The 19,060-nt window shown below is 64.6% G+C and carries 18 protein-coding genes; 5 read left to right on the top strand and 13 right to left on the bottom strand.

Annotation, left to right across the window (positions count from 1 at the left end):
- Positions 1-91: 91 nt before the first annotated feature.
- Positions 92-979 (top strand): DMT family transporter, encoded by an 888-nt coding sequence (locus tag E2K99_RS21440; protein WP_134223494.1) that lies wholly within the window; start codon positions 92-94, stop codon positions 977-979.
- An 8-nt stretch (positions 980-987) separates the two neighbouring features.
- Here the strand turns inward: E2K99_RS21440 and E2K99_RS21435 are convergent, their stop codons facing one another.
- The 13 genes from E2K99_RS21435 to E2K99_RS21375 all read right to left on the bottom strand — a co-directional run bounded on the left by E2K99_RS21435 (position 988) and on the right by E2K99_RS21375 (position 13,417).
- A complete protein-coding gene (locus tag E2K99_RS21435) occupies positions 988-2,106 on the bottom strand; it encodes a sensor domain-containing diguanylate cyclase (protein ID WP_134223493.1) in 1,119 nt (372 codons plus the stop codon).
- A 221-nt stretch (positions 2,107-2,327) separates the two neighbouring features.
- Entirely contained in the window at positions 2,328-3,227 is a 900-nt protein-coding gene (locus E2K99_RS21430) for a class I SAM-dependent methyltransferase (protein WP_034330751.1), read from the bottom strand.
- 198 nt (positions 3,228-3,425) lie between these two features.
- Positions 3,426-4,628: a 3-oxoadipyl-CoA thiolase gene (gene pcaF / locus E2K99_RS21425; RefSeq protein ID WP_134223492.1), complete on the bottom strand. Its 1,203-nt coding sequence runs from the start codon at positions 4,626-4,628 to the stop codon at positions 3,426-3,428.
- A gap of 41 nt (positions 4,629-4,669) precedes the next feature.
- On the bottom strand, positions 4,670-6,010 hold the full coding sequence (gene paaK / locus E2K99_RS21420) for a phenylacetate--CoA ligase PaaK (protein ID WP_134223491.1): 1,341 nt from the start codon (positions 6,008-6,010) through the stop codon (positions 4,670-4,672).
- 35 nt (positions 6,011-6,045) lie between these two features.
- On the bottom strand, positions 6,046-6,534 hold the full coding sequence (gene paaI, locus E2K99_RS21415) for a hydroxyphenylacetyl-CoA thioesterase PaaI (protein WP_121040462.1): 489 nt from the start codon (positions 6,532-6,534) through the stop codon (positions 6,046-6,048).
- Positions 6,527-8,065 (bottom strand): 3-hydroxyacyl-CoA dehydrogenase, encoded by a 1,539-nt coding sequence (locus E2K99_RS21410; protein WP_134223490.1) that lies wholly within the window; start codon positions 8,063-8,065, stop codon positions 6,527-6,529. The genes paaI and E2K99_RS21410 overlap by 8 nt, the downstream gene beginning before the upstream one ends.
- 1 nt (position 8,066) lies before the next feature.
- Positions 8,067-8,858, bottom strand: a complete 792-nt coding sequence (gene paaG, locus E2K99_RS21405; RefSeq protein ID WP_134223489.1) for a 2-(1,2-epoxy-1,2-dihydrophenyl)acetyl-CoA isomerase PaaG — start codon at positions 8,856-8,858, stop codon at positions 8,067-8,069.
- Positions 8,859-8,919: 61 nt separating this feature from the next.
- On the bottom strand, positions 8,920-9,990 hold the full coding sequence (gene paaE, locus E2K99_RS21400; RefSeq protein WP_121040456.1) for a 1,2-phenylacetyl-CoA epoxidase subunit PaaE: 1,071 nt from the start codon (positions 9,988-9,990) through the stop codon (positions 8,920-8,922).
- A 36-nt stretch (positions 9,991-10,026) separates the two neighbouring features.
- Complete coding sequence (gene paaD / locus E2K99_RS21395; RefSeq protein WP_134223488.1) at positions 10,027-10,560, bottom strand: 1,2-phenylacetyl-CoA epoxidase subunit PaaD; 534 nt, start codon at positions 10,558-10,560, stop codon at positions 10,027-10,029.
- Positions 10,557-11,309, bottom strand: coding sequence for a 1,2-phenylacetyl-CoA epoxidase subunit PaaC (paaC, locus tag E2K99_RS21390; RefSeq protein ID WP_134223487.1), 753 nt, complete (start codon positions 11,307-11,309; stop codon positions 10,557-10,559). Before paaC ends, paaD begins: the two co-directional genes overlap by 4 nt.
- Before the next feature lie 12 nt (positions 11,310-11,321).
- Entirely contained in the window at positions 11,322-11,606 is a 285-nt protein-coding gene (gene paaB / locus E2K99_RS21385; RefSeq protein ID WP_008332574.1) for a 1,2-phenylacetyl-CoA epoxidase subunit PaaB, read from the bottom strand.
- 93 nt (positions 11,607-11,699) lie between these two features.
- Positions 11,700-12,686 (bottom strand): 1,2-phenylacetyl-CoA epoxidase subunit PaaA, encoded by a 987-nt coding sequence (gene paaA / locus E2K99_RS21380; RefSeq protein ID WP_039786318.1) that lies wholly within the window; start codon positions 12,684-12,686, stop codon positions 11,700-11,702.
- Positions 12,687-12,814: 128 nt separating this feature from the next.
- Positions 12,815-13,417: a phenylacetic acid degradation protein PaaY gene (locus E2K99_RS21375; protein ID WP_121040448.1), complete on the bottom strand. Its 603-nt coding sequence runs from the start codon at positions 13,415-13,417 to the stop codon at positions 12,815-12,817.
- Between the two features lie 317 nt (positions 13,418-13,734).
- Between E2K99_RS21375 and E2K99_RS21370 the strand changes: the two genes are divergently transcribed.
- The 4 genes from E2K99_RS21370 to E2K99_RS21355 all read left to right on the top strand — a co-directional run bounded on the left by E2K99_RS21370 (position 13,735) and on the right by E2K99_RS21355 (position 19,056).
- A complete protein-coding gene (locus E2K99_RS21370) occupies positions 13,735-14,355 on the top strand; it encodes a TetR/AcrR family transcriptional regulator (RefSeq protein ID WP_039786324.1) in 621 nt (206 codons plus the stop codon).
- Between the two features lie 72 nt (positions 14,356-14,427).
- On the top strand, positions 14,428-15,573 hold the full coding sequence (locus tag E2K99_RS21365) for an ABC transporter substrate-binding protein (protein WP_134223486.1): 1,146 nt from the start codon (positions 14,428-14,430) through the stop codon (positions 15,571-15,573).
- A 213-nt stretch (positions 15,574-15,786) separates the two neighbouring features.
- Positions 15,787-17,847 (top strand): phenylacetic acid degradation bifunctional protein PaaZ, encoded by a 2,061-nt coding sequence (gene paaZ, locus E2K99_RS21360; protein ID WP_134223485.1) that lies wholly within the window; start codon positions 15,787-15,789, stop codon positions 17,845-17,847.
- A 156-nt stretch (positions 17,848-18,003) separates the two neighbouring features.
- Entirely contained in the window at positions 18,004-19,056 is a 1,053-nt protein-coding gene (locus E2K99_RS21355) for a branched-chain amino acid ABC transporter permease (RefSeq protein WP_134223484.1), read from the top strand.
- Positions 19,057-19,060: the final 4 nt, after the last annotated feature.

Genomic DNA, 19,060 nt, shown 5'->3' with positions numbered 1-19,060 from the left:
GCTATCAGCGCCGGCCAACCACCGTCTGCCACTGCGCACGTACATTGGCTTGCCTGCCGGATTGACTGACGCGCCTCCTCCTGAACACGACATGCACTCCCTTCCCAAATCCGCCGTCGCCGCCTTGCTGCTCAACACCTTCATCTGGGGTCTGTCCTGGACCGGCACGCGCGCGCTGGAAGGCATGGGCCTGCATCCGGTCTGGGCCACGGCCGCCATCTTCAGCGGCTGTGCGCTCTTGCTGCTGACCCTGCGCCATCGCGAACTGCCGCTGCTGTGGCGCCATCCGGCCCTGCTGGGCGTGGGGCTGGCCACGGGGCTGACCAATGCCTCCTTCAACATGGCAGTGGCCTATGGCGACGTGGTGCGGGTGATCCTGCTGTTCTACCTGATGCCGGTGTGGACCGTGATCCTGGCGCGCCTGGTGCTGCACGAAGCCATCACCCCGCGTTCGCTGGCACGCGTGGCCCTGGGATTGGGCGGCGCCTTCATCGTGCTGTACCAGCCGCGCCTGGGCCTGCCGCTGCCGCAGAGCCTGCCGGACTGGATGGCGGTGGCCTCGGGCCTGCTGTTTGCGGTGACCAACGTGCTGTTGCGCCGCCTGCACGGTTTCTCCGATGGCACGCGGGCGGTGGCGATGCTGGTGGGGAGCGGCGTCTTTGCCAGCCTGCTGGGCGTGGTGCTGTCGGCGGCCGGGGTGGTGGCCTGGCCGCTGCCCCTGCCGATGGCGGCTGCGCCCGTGGTGGCGCTGTGGGCGGTGCTGTTCCTGGTGTCGAACCTGAGCCTGCAATATGGCGTGGCGCGGCTGCCGGCCAACATCGCGGCCGTCATCATGCTGGCCGAAATCCTGGTGGCGACTTTCTCTGCCTGGATGCTGGGCGCCGCCGAGCCGCGGCCGCAGGATCTGATCGGCGGCGTACTCATCATCGCCGCCCCGTGGATCGTGCGCGATCGCCGTGTGGCGGTGCAGCCGGCCTGATCAGCTGCTCATTCGGCCGGCGCCAGCATGACCCGGTTGCGCCCGGCTTCCTTGGCCTGGTAGAGCGCCTGGTCGGCGGCCTTGAGCATGGCCTGCTTGACCTCGGCGGCGGGACGGCTGCGCTCGGGCGGTGACAGCGAGGCCGCGCCGATGGAGGCGCTGATGCGCAGCGGATCGCGCGAGCCTTCGATCATCACGCCACGGCTGCAGATGCCGGCGCGGATACGTTCGGCGATGCGTGCGGCGTCGTCGCGCGTGGCGTGGGTGAGCAGCACCACGAACTCTTCCCCGCCGAAGCGGCCCAGCGCATCCGACAGGCGCAGTTCCTTCTTGATGCGCGCGGCCACTTCACGCAGCACATCGTCTCCGCTCTGGTGGCCGAACTGGTCGTTGACGCGCTTGAAATGGTCGATGTCGATGAACAGGCAAGACAGCGCCGAGCGGTCACGTTGGCTGCGCGCCACTTCTTCCTGCATGCGCTGCTCGATGTAGCGGCGGTTGTTCACGCCGGTCAGCGGATCGGTGAGGCCGATGTGCTTGAGGCGTTCGTTGTTGATGACGTTTTCCAGGCAGATGGCCGCCACGGTCGCCAGGCGCTGGATGAAGTCGGTGGCCAGGCTGCGGGTGAAGCGCTCGGCATAGGCGCTGCCCAGCGACAAGTAGCCCAGCAGCCGGTGCTGGCGCACCAGCGGCAGCACCGCCACGCTCACCGGCTGGTAATGCGGGAACAGCGCGCCGTGCAGCGCCGGCACGTACTGGCCCAGGCGCGGTTTTTCATCGTCCAGCGGATCATCCTCGTCGATGAAGTGCAGCGGGGCCTTCAGGAACAGCAGCTTGGGGAATTCGTTCACGCCGATCTGCAGGTCGCGCAGGATGCGCTGGATCGCGTAGTCGCCATCGATCAGGGACAGCGTCACCGTCTCCAGGCTGAACACGCCGGGCATCACGGTCAGAATGACGTCAATCAGTTCGCGGAATTCGCTGGCACCGATCAGTTTCAGGTCGAAGGCCTGATGGCGCTCGATGATGGACTGGTTGATGTGCGCCTGCTGCAGCAGCTCCTGCAGCTCGCTCCTCAGTTGCTCGTTGTCGGCAATCAGCGATTCCATATCGATGGTGGCTTTCATGTGCTCATCTGCATTTTCCGGCGTCCGGCCGGCCCCTTGCCCAATCCGGTTGCCCGGTCTCCCTGCGGCCGCGATGTCGCGCGTGCGGCCTGACTGCCTGTATTGCGATTGCCGTGATCCAATCCGACGTTATCGGCAGGGACGGCGGCAAATGAAGCCCGTCCCGCTGTCATTCCTGTGCAGCAAGAAGCGTTCCCGTCCGCTTGCCTGCTGGCCCTGGCTCAGGCGGCCAGGGGCGCGAAGAAGCGCTCGCCCATCTCTTCCAGCCCCAGCGTGCGCAGCACTTCCTGCAGGCGCTCGGCCGGACGGCGGCGCGGCAGGTCGCGGTATTGCGCAATGATCAACTCGTTCTTCATCGAATGTTCCCAGCCCACCAGTTCGGTCACGCTGACCTTGTAGCCATGCGCTTCCAGCTGCAGGCAGCGCAGTACATTGGTGACCTGGCTGCCGAATTCGCGCGTATGCAGCGGATGACGCCAGATCTCGGTGAGCGAATTGGCGAGCGACTTGCCCTTGTTGCGGTTGAGCACCGAGGCCACTTCGGCCTGGCAACACGGCACCAGCACGATGAAGCGGGCCTGTTTGGCCAGCGCGAAATGGATGGCGTCATCGGTGGCGGTATCGCAGGCGTGCAGGGCGGTGACCACGTCGATCTGTTCCGGCAGGCTGGGCGAGGTGATGGAATCGGCCACCGACAGGTTCAGGAAGGACATGCCGCCAAAGCCCAGGCGTGCGGCCAGTTCTTCGGACTTGCGCACCAGCTCTTCGCGCGTTTCGATGCCGTAGATGCGCGGTGCCCCTTGCAGGCTTTTGAAGAACAGGTCGTAGAGGATGAAGCCGAGATAGGATTTGCCCGCGCCATGGTCGACCAGGCTCACGTCGGGATGATCGTCCAGCACTTCCTGCAGCAGCGGTTCGATGAACTGGTAGAGGTGGTAGACCTGTTTCAGTTTGCGGCGGCTGTCCTGGTTCAGCTTGCCGTCGCGCGTCAGGATGTGGAGTTCCTTGAGCAGTTCGATGGATTGGCCGGGGCGGATCTCATGCGCCTGCGGGGCGCTCTCGGCGGCGGGTTTGGCCCGGTTCGGCTGGCGGCCGGGGGCGCTGTTGGCTTGCTTGCTCATGATGCTGCACTGGCGAAGGGCCGGCGCGCAGGCCGGCGGGGTGGATTCGGGGGCAGGGCGGCGAGCTCCGGAGCTCGGCAAAGGCCTGCCGTGGCCGGGCATTTTACCCGATCCCGATGTCAGCTTCGTGAAGTGCTGCTGCCGTGCGCGGCATGTTGCAAGCGAGCAAACATGCGCGCACGGGCCAGTCTCATGGGCTCACACCCGTTCGATCACCAGCGCGATGCCCTGGCCCACGCCGATGCACATGGTGCACAGCGCATAGCGGCCGCCGGTGCGCTCCAGCTGGTTGAGGGCGGTGGTCACCAGTCGCGCGCCGGAAGCCCCCAGCGGGTGGCCGATGGCAATCGCACCGCCATTCGGATTGACGTGTGCGGCATCGTCGGGCAAGCCCAGATCGCGCGTCACCGCCAGTCCCTGTGCGGCAAAGGCTTCGTTGAGTTCGATCACATCCATCTGCGCCAGCGTCAGCCCGACTTGCGCCAATACCTTGCGTGCCGCCGGGGCCGGGCCGAAGCCCATGATGCGCGGCGCGACACCGGCGGTGGCCATGCCCAGCACGCGCGCACGCGGCTTCAGGCGATACAGGTCGGCCGCCTTGGGCGAGGCCAGCAGCAGCGCGCAGGCGCCGTCGTTGACGCCGGAGGCATTGCCGGCCGTGACCGTGCCATCGGGACGCACCACGCCCTTCAGTTTGGCCAGCGTGGCCAGGGTGGTGTCCGGGCGCGGATGTTCGTCGGTGGTGATGATGAGCGGATCGCCCTTCTTCTGCGGGATGGCCAGCGGTGCGATCTCGCCCGCGAAGAAACCGGCCTCCTGCGCTGCCGCCCAGCGTTGCTGGCTGCGCAGCGCAAAGGCGTCCTGGTCGGCCCGGTTGATGTTGAAATCGGTGGCGACGTTTTCGGCCGTCTCGGGCATGGAGTCGATGCCGTACTGCGCCTTCATCAGCGGATTGACGAAGCGCCAGCCGATGGTGGTATCGAAGATCGCGGCACTGCGCGAGAAGGCCGAGTCCGCCTTGCCCATCACGAAGGGCGCGCGCGTCATGCTCTCCACGCCGCCGGCGATCATCAGCTGCACCTCGCCCGACTTGATGGCGCGTGCAGCCATGCCCACTGCATCGAGGCTGGAGCCGCACAGGCGGTTGAGGGTGGTGCCCGGCACCTCGATGGGCAAGCCGGCCAGCAGACCGGCCATGCGGGCCACGTTGCGGTTGTCTTCGCCGGCCTGGTTGGCGCAGCCGTAAAGGATGTCGTCGACGCAGCGCCAGTCCACGCCGGGGTTGCGCTCCATCAGGCTGCGAATGGGCGCGGCCGCCAGGTCGTCGGCGCGTACCGCACCGAGAGCGCCACCGTAGCGGCCGAAGGGCGTGCGGATGGCGTCACAGATCAATGCTTCCATAAGTTGTTTTCTTCCTGGATCAAGGGTTGCAGGGCCGGGCATCAGGCCGGAACGGCCGACGTGACGGCGGCTTCAGCCTTCTTGCGATGGTCGATCACGCGTTTGGCCTTGCCCACCGAGGTGCGCTCGATCATGCCGGCCGGCACCACCGTCACCTTGGTCGAAATGCCGACATAGGTCTTGATGCTGTGCTGCAGTTCCTTCTCCAGCGCCTCCACGTGTTCGTTGGAGGCATCCTCGCGCAGCTCGGCGAAGACGCACATGCTGTCCATGTGGCCGTGGCGTTCGATCTGCAGCTGGTACTGCGGGGCCAGTTGCGGCAGCTTCAGGATCAGTTCCTCGATCTGGGTCGGGAACACGTTCACGCCACGGATGATGAGCATGTCGTCCGAACGTCCGGTGATCTTGCCGATGCGGCGCATCGCGCGCGAGGTCGGCGGCAACAGGCGCGTGAGGTCGCGCGTGCGGTAGCGGATCATCGGCAGCGCTTCCTTGGTCAGCGAGGTAAAGACCAGTTCGCCTTCAGAGCCATCGGGCAGCACTTCGCCGGTATCCGGGTCGATGATCTCGGGGTAGAAATGGTCTTCCCAGATCACCGGGCCATCCTTGCTCTCGATGCATTCGCTGGCCACGCCCGGCCCCATCACTTCGGAGAGGCCGTAGATGTCCACTGCATCGATGTCGGCGCGCTGCTGGATCTCGCGGCGCATGGCATCGGTCCAGGGTTCGGCACCGAAGATGCCGACCTTCAGCGAGCTGGCCGCAGCATCCAGTCCCTGGCGCTGGAACTCCTCGATCACGTTGAGCATGTAGGAGGGCGTGACCATGATGATGCTGGGTTTGAAATCACGAATGAGCTGCACCTGCTTCTCGGTCTGGCCGCCCGACATGGGGATCACGGTGCAGCCCAGTTTTTCCGCGCCGTAATGCGCGCCCAGTCCGCCGGTGAACAGGCCGTAGCCATAGGAAATCTGCACGATGTCGCCACGCCGGCCGCCGGCGGCGCGAATGGAGCGCGCCACCACGGTAGCCCAGGTATCGATGTCGTTCTGCGTATAGCCCACCACGGTCGGCTTGCCGGTGGTGCCGCTGGAAGCGTGCACCCGCACCACCTGTTCGCGCGGCACGGCAAACATGCCGAAGGGATAGTGGTCGCGCAGGTCCTGCTTGGTGGTGAAGGGAAATTTGGACAGATCCGACAGGCTCTTGAGGTCGTCCGGATGGACCCCGGCCTGGTCGAAGGCATTGCGATAGTGCGCCACGTTGTCATAGGCGTGCTGCAAGGACCATTTCAGGCGTTGCAGCTGCAGCGCCTGCAGTTCGTCGCGGCTGGCGGTTTCGATGGGTTCCAGATCGCCGGGTTGTGGAGTGCGGGTGGTCATGGTGGTCTCCTGTCTCTGTTGGTATTGGTGTTCTTTTATGCGTGGCCTTGCTGCGCCGCTGGCAGTCCGCTGATCACCTCGCCCTTGATGCGATAGGACTTGCCCCGGAACAGCGCGATGATCTTGCCGTCCTGGTTGCTCACGGTGATGTCGTAGACCCCGGTGCGGCCGGCCAGCGTGCGTTCCTGTGCCTCGGCAGTCAGGACGTCATTGCGCAGGGCCGGTGCCACGTATTCGATGCTGCACCCCGATGCCACGGTGTTGAGATTACGGCTGTTGCAGGCAAATGCAAAGCTGCTGTCGGCCAGCGCGAAGATGAAACCGCCGTGGCAGGTGGCGTGGCCATTGAGCATGTCGCTGCGCACCAGCATGCTCATGCGCGCGCGGCCGGGCGCGACTTCCAGGATCCTCATGCCCAGCGCCTGGGAAGCGTTGTCGCGCGGGAACATGGCCTGTACCGTGGCCTCGGCCAGGGCTTGCGGATCCATCTCGGCAGATGGGAATGACAATGCGGTCTCACTCATGGAATTTCCTCCCGGATGCTTGCAGTCGTTGGAGCAGGGGCGAGACGCGGTAGCGGTCTTCGCCATAGGTGGCACTGAGCTGGCGCAGTACATTGGCGACGGTGTCGACGCCGATGGCATCGGCCCAGGCCAGCGGGCCGCGCGGATAGTTGACGCCCTTCTGCATGGCCAGGTCGGCGTCCTGCTTGCTGCACACGCCCTGGCTGACGGCGTCCGCCGCTTCGTTGATGAGCATGCAGACGGTGCGCATGACCACCATGCCCGGCACGTCCTGCAGCGGCGAGAGGGCAAAGCCGCAGTGTTGCAGCACGCCGGCCACCGCCTCCCAGGCACGGTCGCGGCACTGGTCGGCGCGGGTCAGGGCCAGGCGCGGGGCCGTGGCATAGTCCAGTGCCAGGTCCACCAGCACCACGTCGGGCATGTTGTAGTCGTAGGATTGCTGGGTCGCGGTGCGGCCGCCGGTCATGTAGAGGCGGCCGGGGCCGGCCTTCATCAGCAGATGGTCGGCGCGCGCCTCGCAGTACTCCACGCGGCCCTGATAGCGCGCGCGGATCACTTCTACCAGCGGATGCGTACCGAACAATTGCAGCGGTACCGTGGGCGTGTCGAATGCCGGGACGGTGACTGGCTGTGGCGTTTCCGGTGCCTCGCCATAGCGATAGAAACCGCGTCCGCTCTTGCGCCCGAGGAAGCCGGCGTGCACCAGCTCTTGCTGGATCAGCGACGGCGTGAAACGCGGATCATTGAAATACGCCTGGAACACCGATTGCGTGACGGCGAAATTGACGTCATGCCCGATCAGGTCCATCAGTTCGAACGCCCCCATGCGGAAACCGCCGGACTCGCGCAGGATGGCGTCGATGGTCGCCGGTTGTGCACCGCGCTCATTGAGCACGCGCAAGGCTTCGGCGTAATAGGGACGCGCCAGCCGGTTGACGATGAAGCCCGGTGTCGAGGCGGCCACCACCGGCACCTTGCCCCAGGCCAGCGCGGTGTCATGCAGGCACTGCACCACGGTGGCATCGCTGCATACGCCCCGGATGATTTCCACCAGCGCCATCATCGGCACCGGGTTGAAGAAATGCATGCCGGCCAGACGTTCGGGATGGCGCAGCGTGGCTGCGATCTGGGTGATCGAGATCGAGGAGGTATTGCTGGCCAGGATGCACTGCGCATCGACGATGGATTCCAGTTTGCCGAACAGTTCCTGCTTGGCCGCCAGCTGTTCGACGATGGCTTCCACCACCAGGCGCGCATCGCGCATTTCCTGCAGCGCGTGGGCTACCGACAGCCGGTCGCTCGCGCCTTGCGCCTGTTCGTGCGTGATCTTGCCCTTGTTGGCCAGCTTGTCGAGGCTGGCGCGGATGTCGGCGATGGCCCTGGCCGCGGCACCGTCGCGACTGTCGTAGAGCTGCACCGGATGGCCGGCGACTGCCGCCACCTGCGCAATGCCTGCGCCCATGGTGCCGCTGCCGATGACAGCGACGCGGGCCGTGGCGGGCAGGGCGTGCGGAGACACTGCTGCGCTCATGTCATTGTCCCGTGAATTGCGGCGCGCGCTTTTCCAGGAAGGCGCTCACGCCCTCGCGGTAATCGCGGCTGTGGCCGAGGGCACGCATGGTGTCGCGTTCCAGGTCCAGCTGTTCGGGCAGCGTATTGGCCGGGCTGGCATACAGCGTGGCCTTGGTGGCGGCCAGGCCCTTGGTCGGGGCGCGGGCGAAGTGGGTGGCCATGGCATAGGCTTCTTCCATGAGCTTGTCGTCGTCCACGCACTTCCAGATCAGGCCCCAGCGTTCGGCCTGCTCGGCGCTGATCTTCTCGCCCAGCAGTGCCATGCCCATGGCGCGTGCCGTGCCCACCAGGCGCGGCAGGAAATAGGTGCCGCCGGTATCGGGGATCAGTCCCAGCTTGCAGAACACTTCCACGAAGCTGGCCGAACGCGCGGCCAACACGATGTCGCAGGCCAGCGGCAGGTTGGCACCTGCACCGGCGGCGACGCCATTGACGGCGCAGATCACCGGGAAGGGTAGCGCACGCAGTGACTTCACCAGCGGACCGTAGTACTTGTCGATGGATTCGCCCAGGTCGACGGCACCGTCGCCGGGTTTGACGGCGCGGTCGCCCAGGTCCTGGCCGGCACAGAAACCGCGACCGGCACCGGTGAGCAGCAACACCCGCACGCTGGTGTCGGCCTGCAGCGTGGCGATGGCCTCGCGCAATTCCAGGTGCATGGCCACGGTGAAGCTGTTGAGCTTGTCGGGGCGGTTCAGGGTGATGACGGCGATGCCGTCATGGTTTTCGAAGAGGATGGTGGAGTCGCTCATGGGCTCAGGAAAGTTCAGGGGCTGATCAAAGGGAGGGCCGCATCGTGCGGGCGTGGCCGGCTCAGTTGTCCTGGTCGAAGTCCAGCAGCAGCTTGTCGCTGACCGGGAAGGACTGACAGCTCAGGACGAAGCCGCGCGCGATCTCGTAGTCTTCGAGCGCGTAGTTGGCATCCATGTCGACCTTGCCCTCGACCACCTTGCAGCGGCAGGTGGCGCACACGCCGCCCTTGCAGGAGTAGCGCAGGTCGATGCCGTGCTTGAGGCCTGCGTCGAGCACGGATTCCTTTTCCTTGTCCATGGTGAAGACGTTGTGATAACCGTCGACGATCACCGTGACTTCGCATTCCTTCTTGCCGACGACCGGGCGCGAAGCATGCGCACGCGTGGGCGCGCTGGCGGCGAACAGTTCGGTCTTGATCTGCGCCTTGGGCAGGCCATGCGCCTGCAGCGAATCGGAGACGGCCTGCACCATTTCTTCCGGGCCGCACAGGAAGGCGGCATCCACGTCCTTGAGATCGATCCAGGAGGCGAAGAAGGCATCGCACTTGCTGCGGTCGATGCGGCCGTTGAACAATTCCACGTCCTGCTGTTCGCGGCTCATCACCCAGATCACGTTGAGTCGTTCGAGGTAGGCATCCTTGAGGTCGGTGATGTCTTCCTTGAAGATCACCGAGGAGGAAGCACGATTGGCATAGACCAGCGTGAAGCGGCTGTGCGGCTCGGCCAGCAGGGTGGTCTTGATGATGGAGATCATCGGCGTGATGCCGCTGCCCGCCGCAAAGGCCAGGTAGTGCTTGCGGTTGGCCGCATCCAGCGGGACGTTGAAGTGGCCCATGGGCGGCATCACTTCGATGCTTTGTCCCGGGACAAAGGATTCATTGGCCCAGTTCGAGAACAGCCCGCCCGGTACGCGCTTGATGGCCACGCGCAACTGCTTTTCCTGGGTGGCCGCGCAGATCGAATAGGAGCGGCGCAATTCCTCGCCCTCGATGTGCGAGCGCAGCGTCAGGTGCTGGCCTTGCTGGTAGGAAAACGTGTCCTGCAATTCAGGCGGGACGGCGAAGGAGACCACGATGGTGTCGCGCGTTTCCTGTTTCACGCCCGAGATGGTCAGTGGATAGAATTTGCTCATGATCTTGTGCCTTTGTTCTGGGACATTGAGCGCGGCTCAATGCGCCTTGAAGTAATCGAACGGCTCGCGGCAGTCCTTGCACTGGTACAGCGCCTTGCAGGAGGTGGAGCCGAACTGGCTCACGCAGACCGTCTGCATCGAACCGCAATGCGGGCATTGCACCTGCGGTGCAGCTTGTCGCCGGATACTGATGCCGCGAATGTCGATGACCTGCTGCGCCGGGGGCGCGATGCCGTATTGCTGCAGGTTGCGGCGGCCTTTCTCGCTCATCCAGTCGGTGTTCCAGGCCGGTGCCAGCTGCGTGCGGATGGCCACCTCGGCCAGCCCGTGCTGCCTGAGTGCTGCGCTGATGTCCTGCGCGATCACGCCCATGGCCGGGCAACCGGAATAGGTCGGGGTGATGACCACGGTGCAGCGTGCTGCCTCGGCATCGTCATCGGAGACCTCGACGGCGCGCACGATGCCCAGGTCCACCACCGAGATGACCGGAATCTCCGGATCGGGAATGGCCTCCAGCCATTCCCAGATGCTCGCCTGCAGCGTCTGCGCGCGGGAGGCCAGCTCGTTCACCAGCTCGCTCCCGGATAGGTGCGCTGCAGGAACTGCAGCTCCGCAAGCAGGTAGCCCAGGTGTTCGGTATGCCGTCCCTGCTTGCCGCCGCTCTGCATCCACAGTCCGGACGCAGGCAGCTGCAGCGTGGCTTCGCGCATCACCTCGGTGACGTGCTGCTGCCACTTCTGCTGAAGTTCTGCGAGATCCGGTGCGATGCCCTCGGCCTGCATGGCCTGGTCCAGCGCGTCGGCAGTGAACAGTTCGCCGGTGTACATCCACAGCGCATCGATGGCGTCCTGCATGCGGCGATGGCTCTCTTCGCTGCCATCACCCAGGCGGATCATCAGGTCGGTACTGCGGCGCACGTGATAGGTGACTTCCTTGAAGCACTTCTGCGCGATCTCGGCGATGCGCGCATCGCTGCTTTCGCAGAGTCCCTCGAGCAGGAAGTAATGCCACACGTCGAAGAGGAACTGGCGTGCCAGCGTATCGGCATAGCTGCCGTTGGGCAGCTCCACCAGCAGCAGGTTGTGGAACTGATGGGCATCGCGCAGGAAGGCCAGCTGGTCTTCGTTGCGTCCTGCACCTTCCAGTTCGGCGGCGTAGGCCAGCCACAGGCGCGCCTGGCCGATCAGGTCCAGCGAGACGTTGATCAAGGCCATGTCTTCTTCCAGGGCCGGGCCCTTGCCGCACCATTCGGAGAGGCGCTGCGAGAGCACCAGGACGTTGTCGCCCAGGCGTCGCACGTAATCGGTTCTGTGGGTCATGGTGCGCGCCTCTTACAGGTTCTTCAGTTCGGCCGGCATGGGGAAGAAGGTCGGGTGGCGATACACCTTGCTGTTGGCCGGTTCGAACAGCGGGGCCTTGTCGCCGGGGCTGGAGGAGACGATGTCGGCGGCGCGCACCACCCAGATGCCCACGCCTTCGTTGCGGCGGGTGTAGACGTCGCGCGCATTGTTGATGGCCATCTCGCCATCGGGGGCATGCAGGCTGCCGACGTGTTTGTGGGCCAGACCGTGCTGGCTGCGGATGAAGACTTCCCAGAGAGGCCATTCCTTGCTCATGATGCGTTTCCTTGTTGGCGGGCCGCCCGGTGATGTCGGGCGGCCACTGGCAGGTTGTGAGATGAAGCGATTCAGAAACAGACGATGGGCGAATCACGCCGCCTTGCGCGCGGCACGCTTGTCGGCGTGCGCCACCAGCGCATCGCGGAACCAGGCGCCGTCGTCGTAGGCTTTCTTGCGGGTGGCCAGGCGTTCGCGGTTGCAGGGGCCGTTGCCGCGCAGGACGTTGTGGAATTCGTCCCAGTTGATTTCACCGAAGTCGTAGCGGCCACGTTCTTCGTTCCACTTGAGATCGGGGTCGGGCACGGTCAGGCCCAGGTATTCGATCTGCGGGATGGTCTGGTCGACCATGCGCTGGCGCAGTTCGTCATTGGAGAAGAGCTTGATGCGCCATTGCATCGATTGCGCGCTGTTGACCGATTCCGCATCGGAGGGGCCGAACATCATCAGCGCCGGCCACCACCAGCGGTTCAGCGCATCCTGCGCCATCTGCTTCTGCTCGGGCGTGCCACGGCACAGCGCCAGCATGATGTCGTAGCCCTGGCGGGCATGGAAGGATTCCTCCTTGCACACGCGCACCATGGCGCGCGAATAGGGACCATAGGAACAGCGGCACAGCGGGATCTGGTTGATGATGGCCGAGCCATCCACCAGCCAGCCGATGGCTCCCATGTCGGCCCAGCTCAGGGTCGGATAGTTGAAGATGCTGGAATACTTGGCCTTGCCGGAATGCAGGTCGCCCAGCAGCGCATCGCGCGACACGCCCAGGGTTTCTGCCGCGCTGTAGAGGTAGAGGCCGTGCCCGGCTTCGTCCTGGATCTTGGCCAGCAGGATGGCCTTGCGCTCCAGAGTCGGGGCGCGCGTGACCCAGTTGGCCTCGGGCAGCTGGCCCACGATTTCCGAGTGGGCGTGCTGCGAGATCTGGCGCACCAGGGTCTTGCGATAGGCCTCGGGCATCCAGTCCTTGGGCTCGATCTTGACGCCCGCATCGATGCGCGCCTGGAAGGCCTGTTCTTCGGGGGACATGTCATCGGCGCTGCGCACCTTGGCCAGTCCGGTTTCTACGAGTTGTGCATACATGCTGCTTCTCCATGAAGGTGGATCACGCGGAGGCAGGACGAACGCGGTCCTTGCCGCAGGGACCGGCCCTGCGTCTGCGTGAGGTGTAAGCGTGAATCTTGAAACTGAAAAAAATATGCTGCCGTCTGCTAAGCCCGTCTGGCTGCGATCAGCGGTTCGACGAAGGGCGCGGCCAGGCTCGGCCGGTTCTCTTCGATCTGCGCCAGGGGGCTGACCTCCCGCAGGCTCTTCAGGCTGCGCTTGGCGAGGTCGTGATACGTCTCGGTACCGGCCCGTTTCCAGGCCATCTCTTCTTCCGTCAGGTCGCGCACCACCTTGGCCGGCAAACCGGCCACCAGGGTGCGCGCGGGAATCTGCATGCCGGCGCGCACGAAGGCGCAGGCCGCCACGATGGACTGTGCGCCCACCACTGCCTCATCCATCACCACCGCATTCATGCCCACCAGCGCATCGCGTTCGACGGTGCAGCTGTGCAGCACCGCACCGTGGCCGATGTGGCCGTTCTCGCCCACCACCGTGGCATGGCCGGGGAAGCCGTGCACCACGCAGGTGTCCTGCACGTTGGCACCGCGTTCCAGCACGATGCGGCCGAAGTCGCCGCGCAGGCAGGCGGCCGGGCCGACGTAGCAATCGGGACCGACGATGACGTCGCCGATCAGGACTGCCGTGGGATGGACATAAGCGGCCGGGTCGACCACCGGGATCACGCCTTCGATCGAATAACAGGGCACAGCGTCTCCTTGGCCGGCGCTTTCACTGCAGGCGCCAGCAGCTTGTGGTTGCAGCGTGCTGAACTTTGCTTGTCTTTCCCGGTTGAAACGCATGGAAAAAAGCATTTGCCTGCCGCTGTTTTTTGAGGAATAATAATTTCGACCGACCGGTTGGTCAATAATGTTTTGAAGATTTTTTCTGACCGTGTTGAGGACGCAGGGAAGTTGAGGCAGGGCAGGGAGGCTGGCAGAGCGGGATGTCTCCGATAGATGTTTCGTAAGAGTTTTGATTTACGGCACAATCATGACTTTGCGGAAATATCGACGAGGAAGCATTTATGCCACGCAAGCGAGCAGCGGGATACGACAACCAGCGCGAGACCATCATCGAACAGGCAGCAGCCTTGTTCGCGCGCAATGGTTTCGTGGGCACATCGATGAATGAGGTGGCGCTGGCGTGTGGCCTGTCCAAGGCGTCGCTCTATCACTACTTTGCCGACAAGCACCAGTTGTTGATGCACATTTGCGAAGACCACATCGATCGCCTCTGTGCGCTGGTCGATGAAGTCGCGCAGCAGGAGCTGGACCCCGAGCCGCGCTTGCGCCTCTTGATCCAGCGCTTCGTGGAGGAATACCGCGATGCCCAGAACGAGCATCGCGTCCTGACCGAGGACGTGCGTTTCCTGGAACCGGGAGACCAGAAGCGCATCCTCACCGGCGAGCGCAAGGTGGTCAAGGCGGTGGCCGAGGCCATGTGCGCGGTGCGGCCGGAACTGGATCGCAGCCGCATGGCCAAGCCGCTGGCCATGCTGTTGTTCGGCATGATCAACTGGATGTTCATGTGGTTGAAGCCCGATGGCGAACTGACCCATGAACGCATGGCCGTGGTCGTGTCCGATTTGTTGTTTGGCGGAATCGGTGCCGTCAGCCTGGAAGGCACCGGGAAGAAGAAACGATGACGTGAGCCCTTGATCGGTAGCGTCATTGCAGGCATGCAGCACCACAATGACAAAATCATCAAGGAGACCTCCATGCAGTTTGCTCGCCCTTTGCTGGCGCTGGCTTTGGCCGGCTGCGCGCTCGTCGCACACGCCGACATCAACGTCGGCGTCACCGTATCCACCACCGGCCCGGCCGCTTCGCTGGGCATCCCCGAAAAGAACACCATCGCGCTGCTGCCCGCCACCATCGGCGGCCAGAAGATCAACTACATCGTCCTCGATGACGCCTCCGACACCACGCAGGCGGTCAAGAACGCGCGCCGCTTCGTCTCCGAAAACAATGTGGATGTGATCGTCGGTTCGTCGGTGAGCCCCAACTCGATCTCGATGATCGAAGTGGCCGCCGAAGCGCAGACGCCGATGATCTCGCTGGCCGCGGCCGCGCGGATCGTCGAGCCCATGGACGCCAAGAAGAAGTGGGTCTTCAAGACCCCGCAGAACGACATCATGATGTCGCTGGCCATTGCCAAGGACATGGTGGCGCGCGGCTATCGGCGCATCGCCTTCATCGGTTATTCCAACGCCTATGGCGAAGGCTGGTACGAAGAATTCAAGAAAGCCGCCGGCCTCAAGAAACTGGAACTGGTCGCCAATGAACGCTTCGCCCCCAACGATACCTCGGCCACCGCGCAAGCCCTGAAGCTGGTGGCGGCCAAGCCGGATGCCATCCTCATCGCCGCCTCCGGCACCCCGGCCGTGGTGCCGCAGCGTGCCTTGAAGGAGCGCGGCTTCAAGGGCCAGATCTACCAGACCCACGGCGTGGCCAATGCCGACTTCCTGCGCGTGGGCGGCAAGATGCTCGACGGCACCCTGCTGCCGGCCGGCCCCGTGCTGGTAGCGGCGCAGCTTCCTGCGGCCAACCCCATTCGCAAGGTGGCGCTGGACTACACCGCCAAGTATGAAGCCGCGCATGGCAAGGACAGCGTCTCGCTCTTCGGCGGCTATGCCTGGGATGCGGGCGTGCTGCTGCAGTCGGCCATTCCGGTGGCGTTGAAACGCGGCAAGCCGGGCACGCCGGAATTCCGCGCCGCCCTGCGCGATGCGCTGGAAGCCACCAAGGAAGTCACCGGCGTGCACGGCGTCTACAACATGTCGGCTACCGATCACCTGGGCCTGGACCAGCGGGCTTCGGTGATGGTCAAGATCGTTGATGGCGCCTGGCAGTACCAGCCCTGAGAGCAACAACGAATACGCTCGCGCACCGCTGACCGTTCGACCTGAGTAGGCCCGACGGGCCGTATCGAAGGCGCTGCGGAGTTTGTACCGTAGCCACGCCTTCGATACGCGGCGGCGCCGCTACTCAGGTCGAACGGCCGGTGGTGACGGATGTAATCGCTGCTGCTGCCTCATTTTGTAAAGCTCATCCACTATGCAAATCAGGAGTCCCCGATGACTACCCGTCCCCCTCTGCTCCAGAGTTTCATCGCCGGCCGCTGGTTCGGTGAAAGCCCGGCCCAGGCACTGCACAGCGCAGTCAATGGCCACACCGTCGCCAGCACCCACCAGGAATCCATCGACTTCGGCGAAGCGCTGGAGCACGCCCGCAGGAAGGGCCTGCCGGCGCTGATGCAGCTGGACTTCCAGCAACGTGCAGCGATCCTCAAGGCGCTGGCCAAGTACTTGGTCGAGCACAAGGAAACGCTCTACGCCGTCTCCGCCCACACGGGCGCGACCCGCACCGACAGCTGGATCGACATCGAAGGCGGCAGCGGCACGCTGTTCACCTATGCCAGCATCGGTACCAATGAATTCCCCTCGTCCAACCTGGTCCACGAAGGCCCGGCCATGTCGCTGGGCAAGCAGGGCCGTTTCGCGGGGACGCACATCCTGGTGCCGCGCGGCGGCGTGGCGGTGCACATCAATGCCTTCAACTTCCCGGTCTGGGGCATGCTGGAAAAATTCGCCCCGACCTTCCTGGCCGGCATGCCCTGCATCGTCAAGCCGGCCACCGCCACCAGCTATCTGGCTGAGGCGGCAGTGCGCCTGATCCAGCAATCGGGCCTGCTGCCCGAAGGCAGCCTGCAACTGGTCATCGGCAGCACCGGCGACCTGCTCGACCGCCTGCAGGCGCAGGACGTGGTGACCTTTACCGGCTCGGCCGATACAGCGGCCAAGTTGCGTGCGCATCCCAACCTGATTGCGAATTCCATTCCCTTCAATGCCGAAGCCGATTCGCTGAACTGCGCGATTCTTGGCCCTGACGTCAATGCCGACGATGAGGAATTCGATCTCTTCGTCAAGGAAGTGGCGCGCGAGATGACCGCCAAGGCCGGTCAAAAATGTACCGCCATCCGCCGTGCCATCGTGCCGCGCCAGCACTTAGATGCAATTTCGGAAAAACTCGCCGCGCGCCTGTCGAAGACCGTGATCGGTGACCCTGCACTGGAGTCGGTGCGCATGGGGCCGCTGGCCTCACGCGCACAACAGCGCGATGTGGAAGAGCGCGTGGCCTTGCTGAAACAAAGTGCCGAGCTGATCCTGGGGGCCGGCAGCAGCTTCCAGCCGCAAGGCGACGGCGTGGGCGAGGGAGCGTTCTTCGCGCCGACCCTGCTGCTGGCGCGTGATACCTCCGCAGGCAGCCCGGTGCATGAAGTGGAGGCCTTCGGTCCGGTCAGCACGCTGATGCCTTATGACGATCTCGATGAAGCCCTGGCGCTGGCCGCACGCGGACGCGGCAGCCTGGTGGCCAGCCTGGTCACGCGCAGCCCGTCGGTGGCCGCGCGTGCCATTCCTGTAGCGGCTGCATGGCATGGCCGCCTGCTGGTGCTCGATCGCGAAGCGGCACCGGAATCCACCGGCCACGGTTCGCCCCTGCCGCAGCTCAAGCACGGTGGTCCTGGCCGCGCCGGTGGCGGTGAGGAACTGGGCGGTTCGCGCGCCGTGAAGCATTACCTGCAACGCACGGCGGTGCAGGGCTCGCCGACCATGCTGGCCGCAGTCGTGGGCGAACACGTGCGGGGTGCGAAGGTGCGCGAATCGGATATCCATCCCTTCCGGCACTACTTCGAGGACCTGCAGATCGGCGACTCGCTGGCTACGCACCGCCGTACCGTCACCGAAGCCGACATCGTCAATTTCGGCTGCCTCTCGGGCGACCATTTCTACATGCACTTCGACGACATCTCGGCACGCCAGTCGCCGTTCGGCAAACGCATCGCGCATGGCTACTTCGTGCTGTCGGCGGCCGCCGGGCTGTTCGTCTCGCCGGCGCCGGGTCCGGTGCTGGCCAACTACGGGCTCGATACGCTGCGCTTCGTCAAGCCGGTCGGCATCGGCGACACCATCTCGGCGCGGCTGACCTGCAAGCGCAAGATCGACCGCAACAAGAAGGATGCCAACGGCCAGGGGCAGGGCGTGGTGGCCTGGGATGTGGAGGTGAGCAACCAGGACGGCGAGCTGGTGGCGTCCTACGACATCCTGACCCTGGTGGCGAAGAAGCCGCAGGCTTGAGCCATCCGTTTTTTTGCAGAAAGCTTCATGCCCCATCCGGTAATCCGCGCCACACACAAGAAAGCAGCCCCAAAGGTTCATCTCTGACAAGAACCGGGCCTATCCCGGCCAGTCGCAGCCCGATCTGCGGCGGCCGGCATCAACAGGAGGAGACAAGTGGATACCAGCATTCTGACCGTGCTGATCCAGGACGGCATCACGACCGGCGCGATCTATGCGCTGCTGTCGCTGGCGCTGGTCCTGGTGTTTTCAGTGACACGGGTGATTTTCCTGCCGCAGGGCGAGTTCGTCGCCTTCGGCGCATTGACCCTGGCGGCCATCCAGAACGGACAGGCCCCCGGCACCGCCTTGCTGCTGGTGGCGCTGGGCGGCGTGACGCTGGCCGTTGAAGGCGGCACCGCGCTGCGCCTGGCCGCAACGCGCGCGCGTTTTCTGCGCCGCCTGCCGTCGCTGCTGGCCATGCACCTCGGCCTGCCGCTGGTGCTCTACGCACTGACGCGCTACGTGGACCTGCAAGCGCTGGCCATGCCCTGGCAGATCCTGCTGACGCTGCTGATCGTGGTGCCGATGGGACCGATGATCTATCGCGTGGCTTATCAGCCGCTGGCGCATTCGAGCGTGCTGGTGTTGCTGATCGTCTCACTCGGTGTGCATCTGGCCATGGTCGGTTTGGGATTGCTGATGTTCGGCCCCGAGGGGACCAACACCAAGCCTTTCACCGAGATGCAATTCAACCTGGGCGAGAGCCCGGTCTCGGGCCAGAGCGTGATCGTGCTGGTGACGGTGGCGGCCCTGATCGCCGTGATCTACGTCTTCTTCGAACGCACGCTGACCGGCAAAGCCCTGCGCGCGACTGCCGTCAATCGTCTCGGTGCGCGGCTGGTGGGGGTGGGCATCAATCAGGCGGGCAAGCTGTCCTTCGCGATGTCGGCTGGGATCGGTGCGCTGTGCGGGATCCTGATTGCGCCCTTTACCATCGTCAACTATGAGTCCGGCTTCATCATCGCCCTGAAAGGCTTTGTGGGAGCCATCTTCGGCGGGCTGGCCAGCTATCCGATTGCGGCATTGGGCTCGGTGTCGGTCGGGCTGATCGAGAGTTTCTCTTCCTTCTGGGCCAGCGCCTTCAAGGAGCTGATCGTCTTCACGGTCATCATTCCTATCCTGCTGTGGCGCTCGCTGACCAGCCACCACATCGACGAAGAAGCCTGAGGAC

The organism is Herbaspirillum huttiense (assembly GCF_004367745.1).
In the GTDB taxonomy this organism is placed as follows: domain Bacteria; phylum Pseudomonadota; class Gammaproteobacteria; order Burkholderiales; family Burkholderiaceae_D; genus Herbaspirillum; species Herbaspirillum huttiense.
This window is presented reverse-complemented; position numbering and strand designations above follow the sequence as displayed.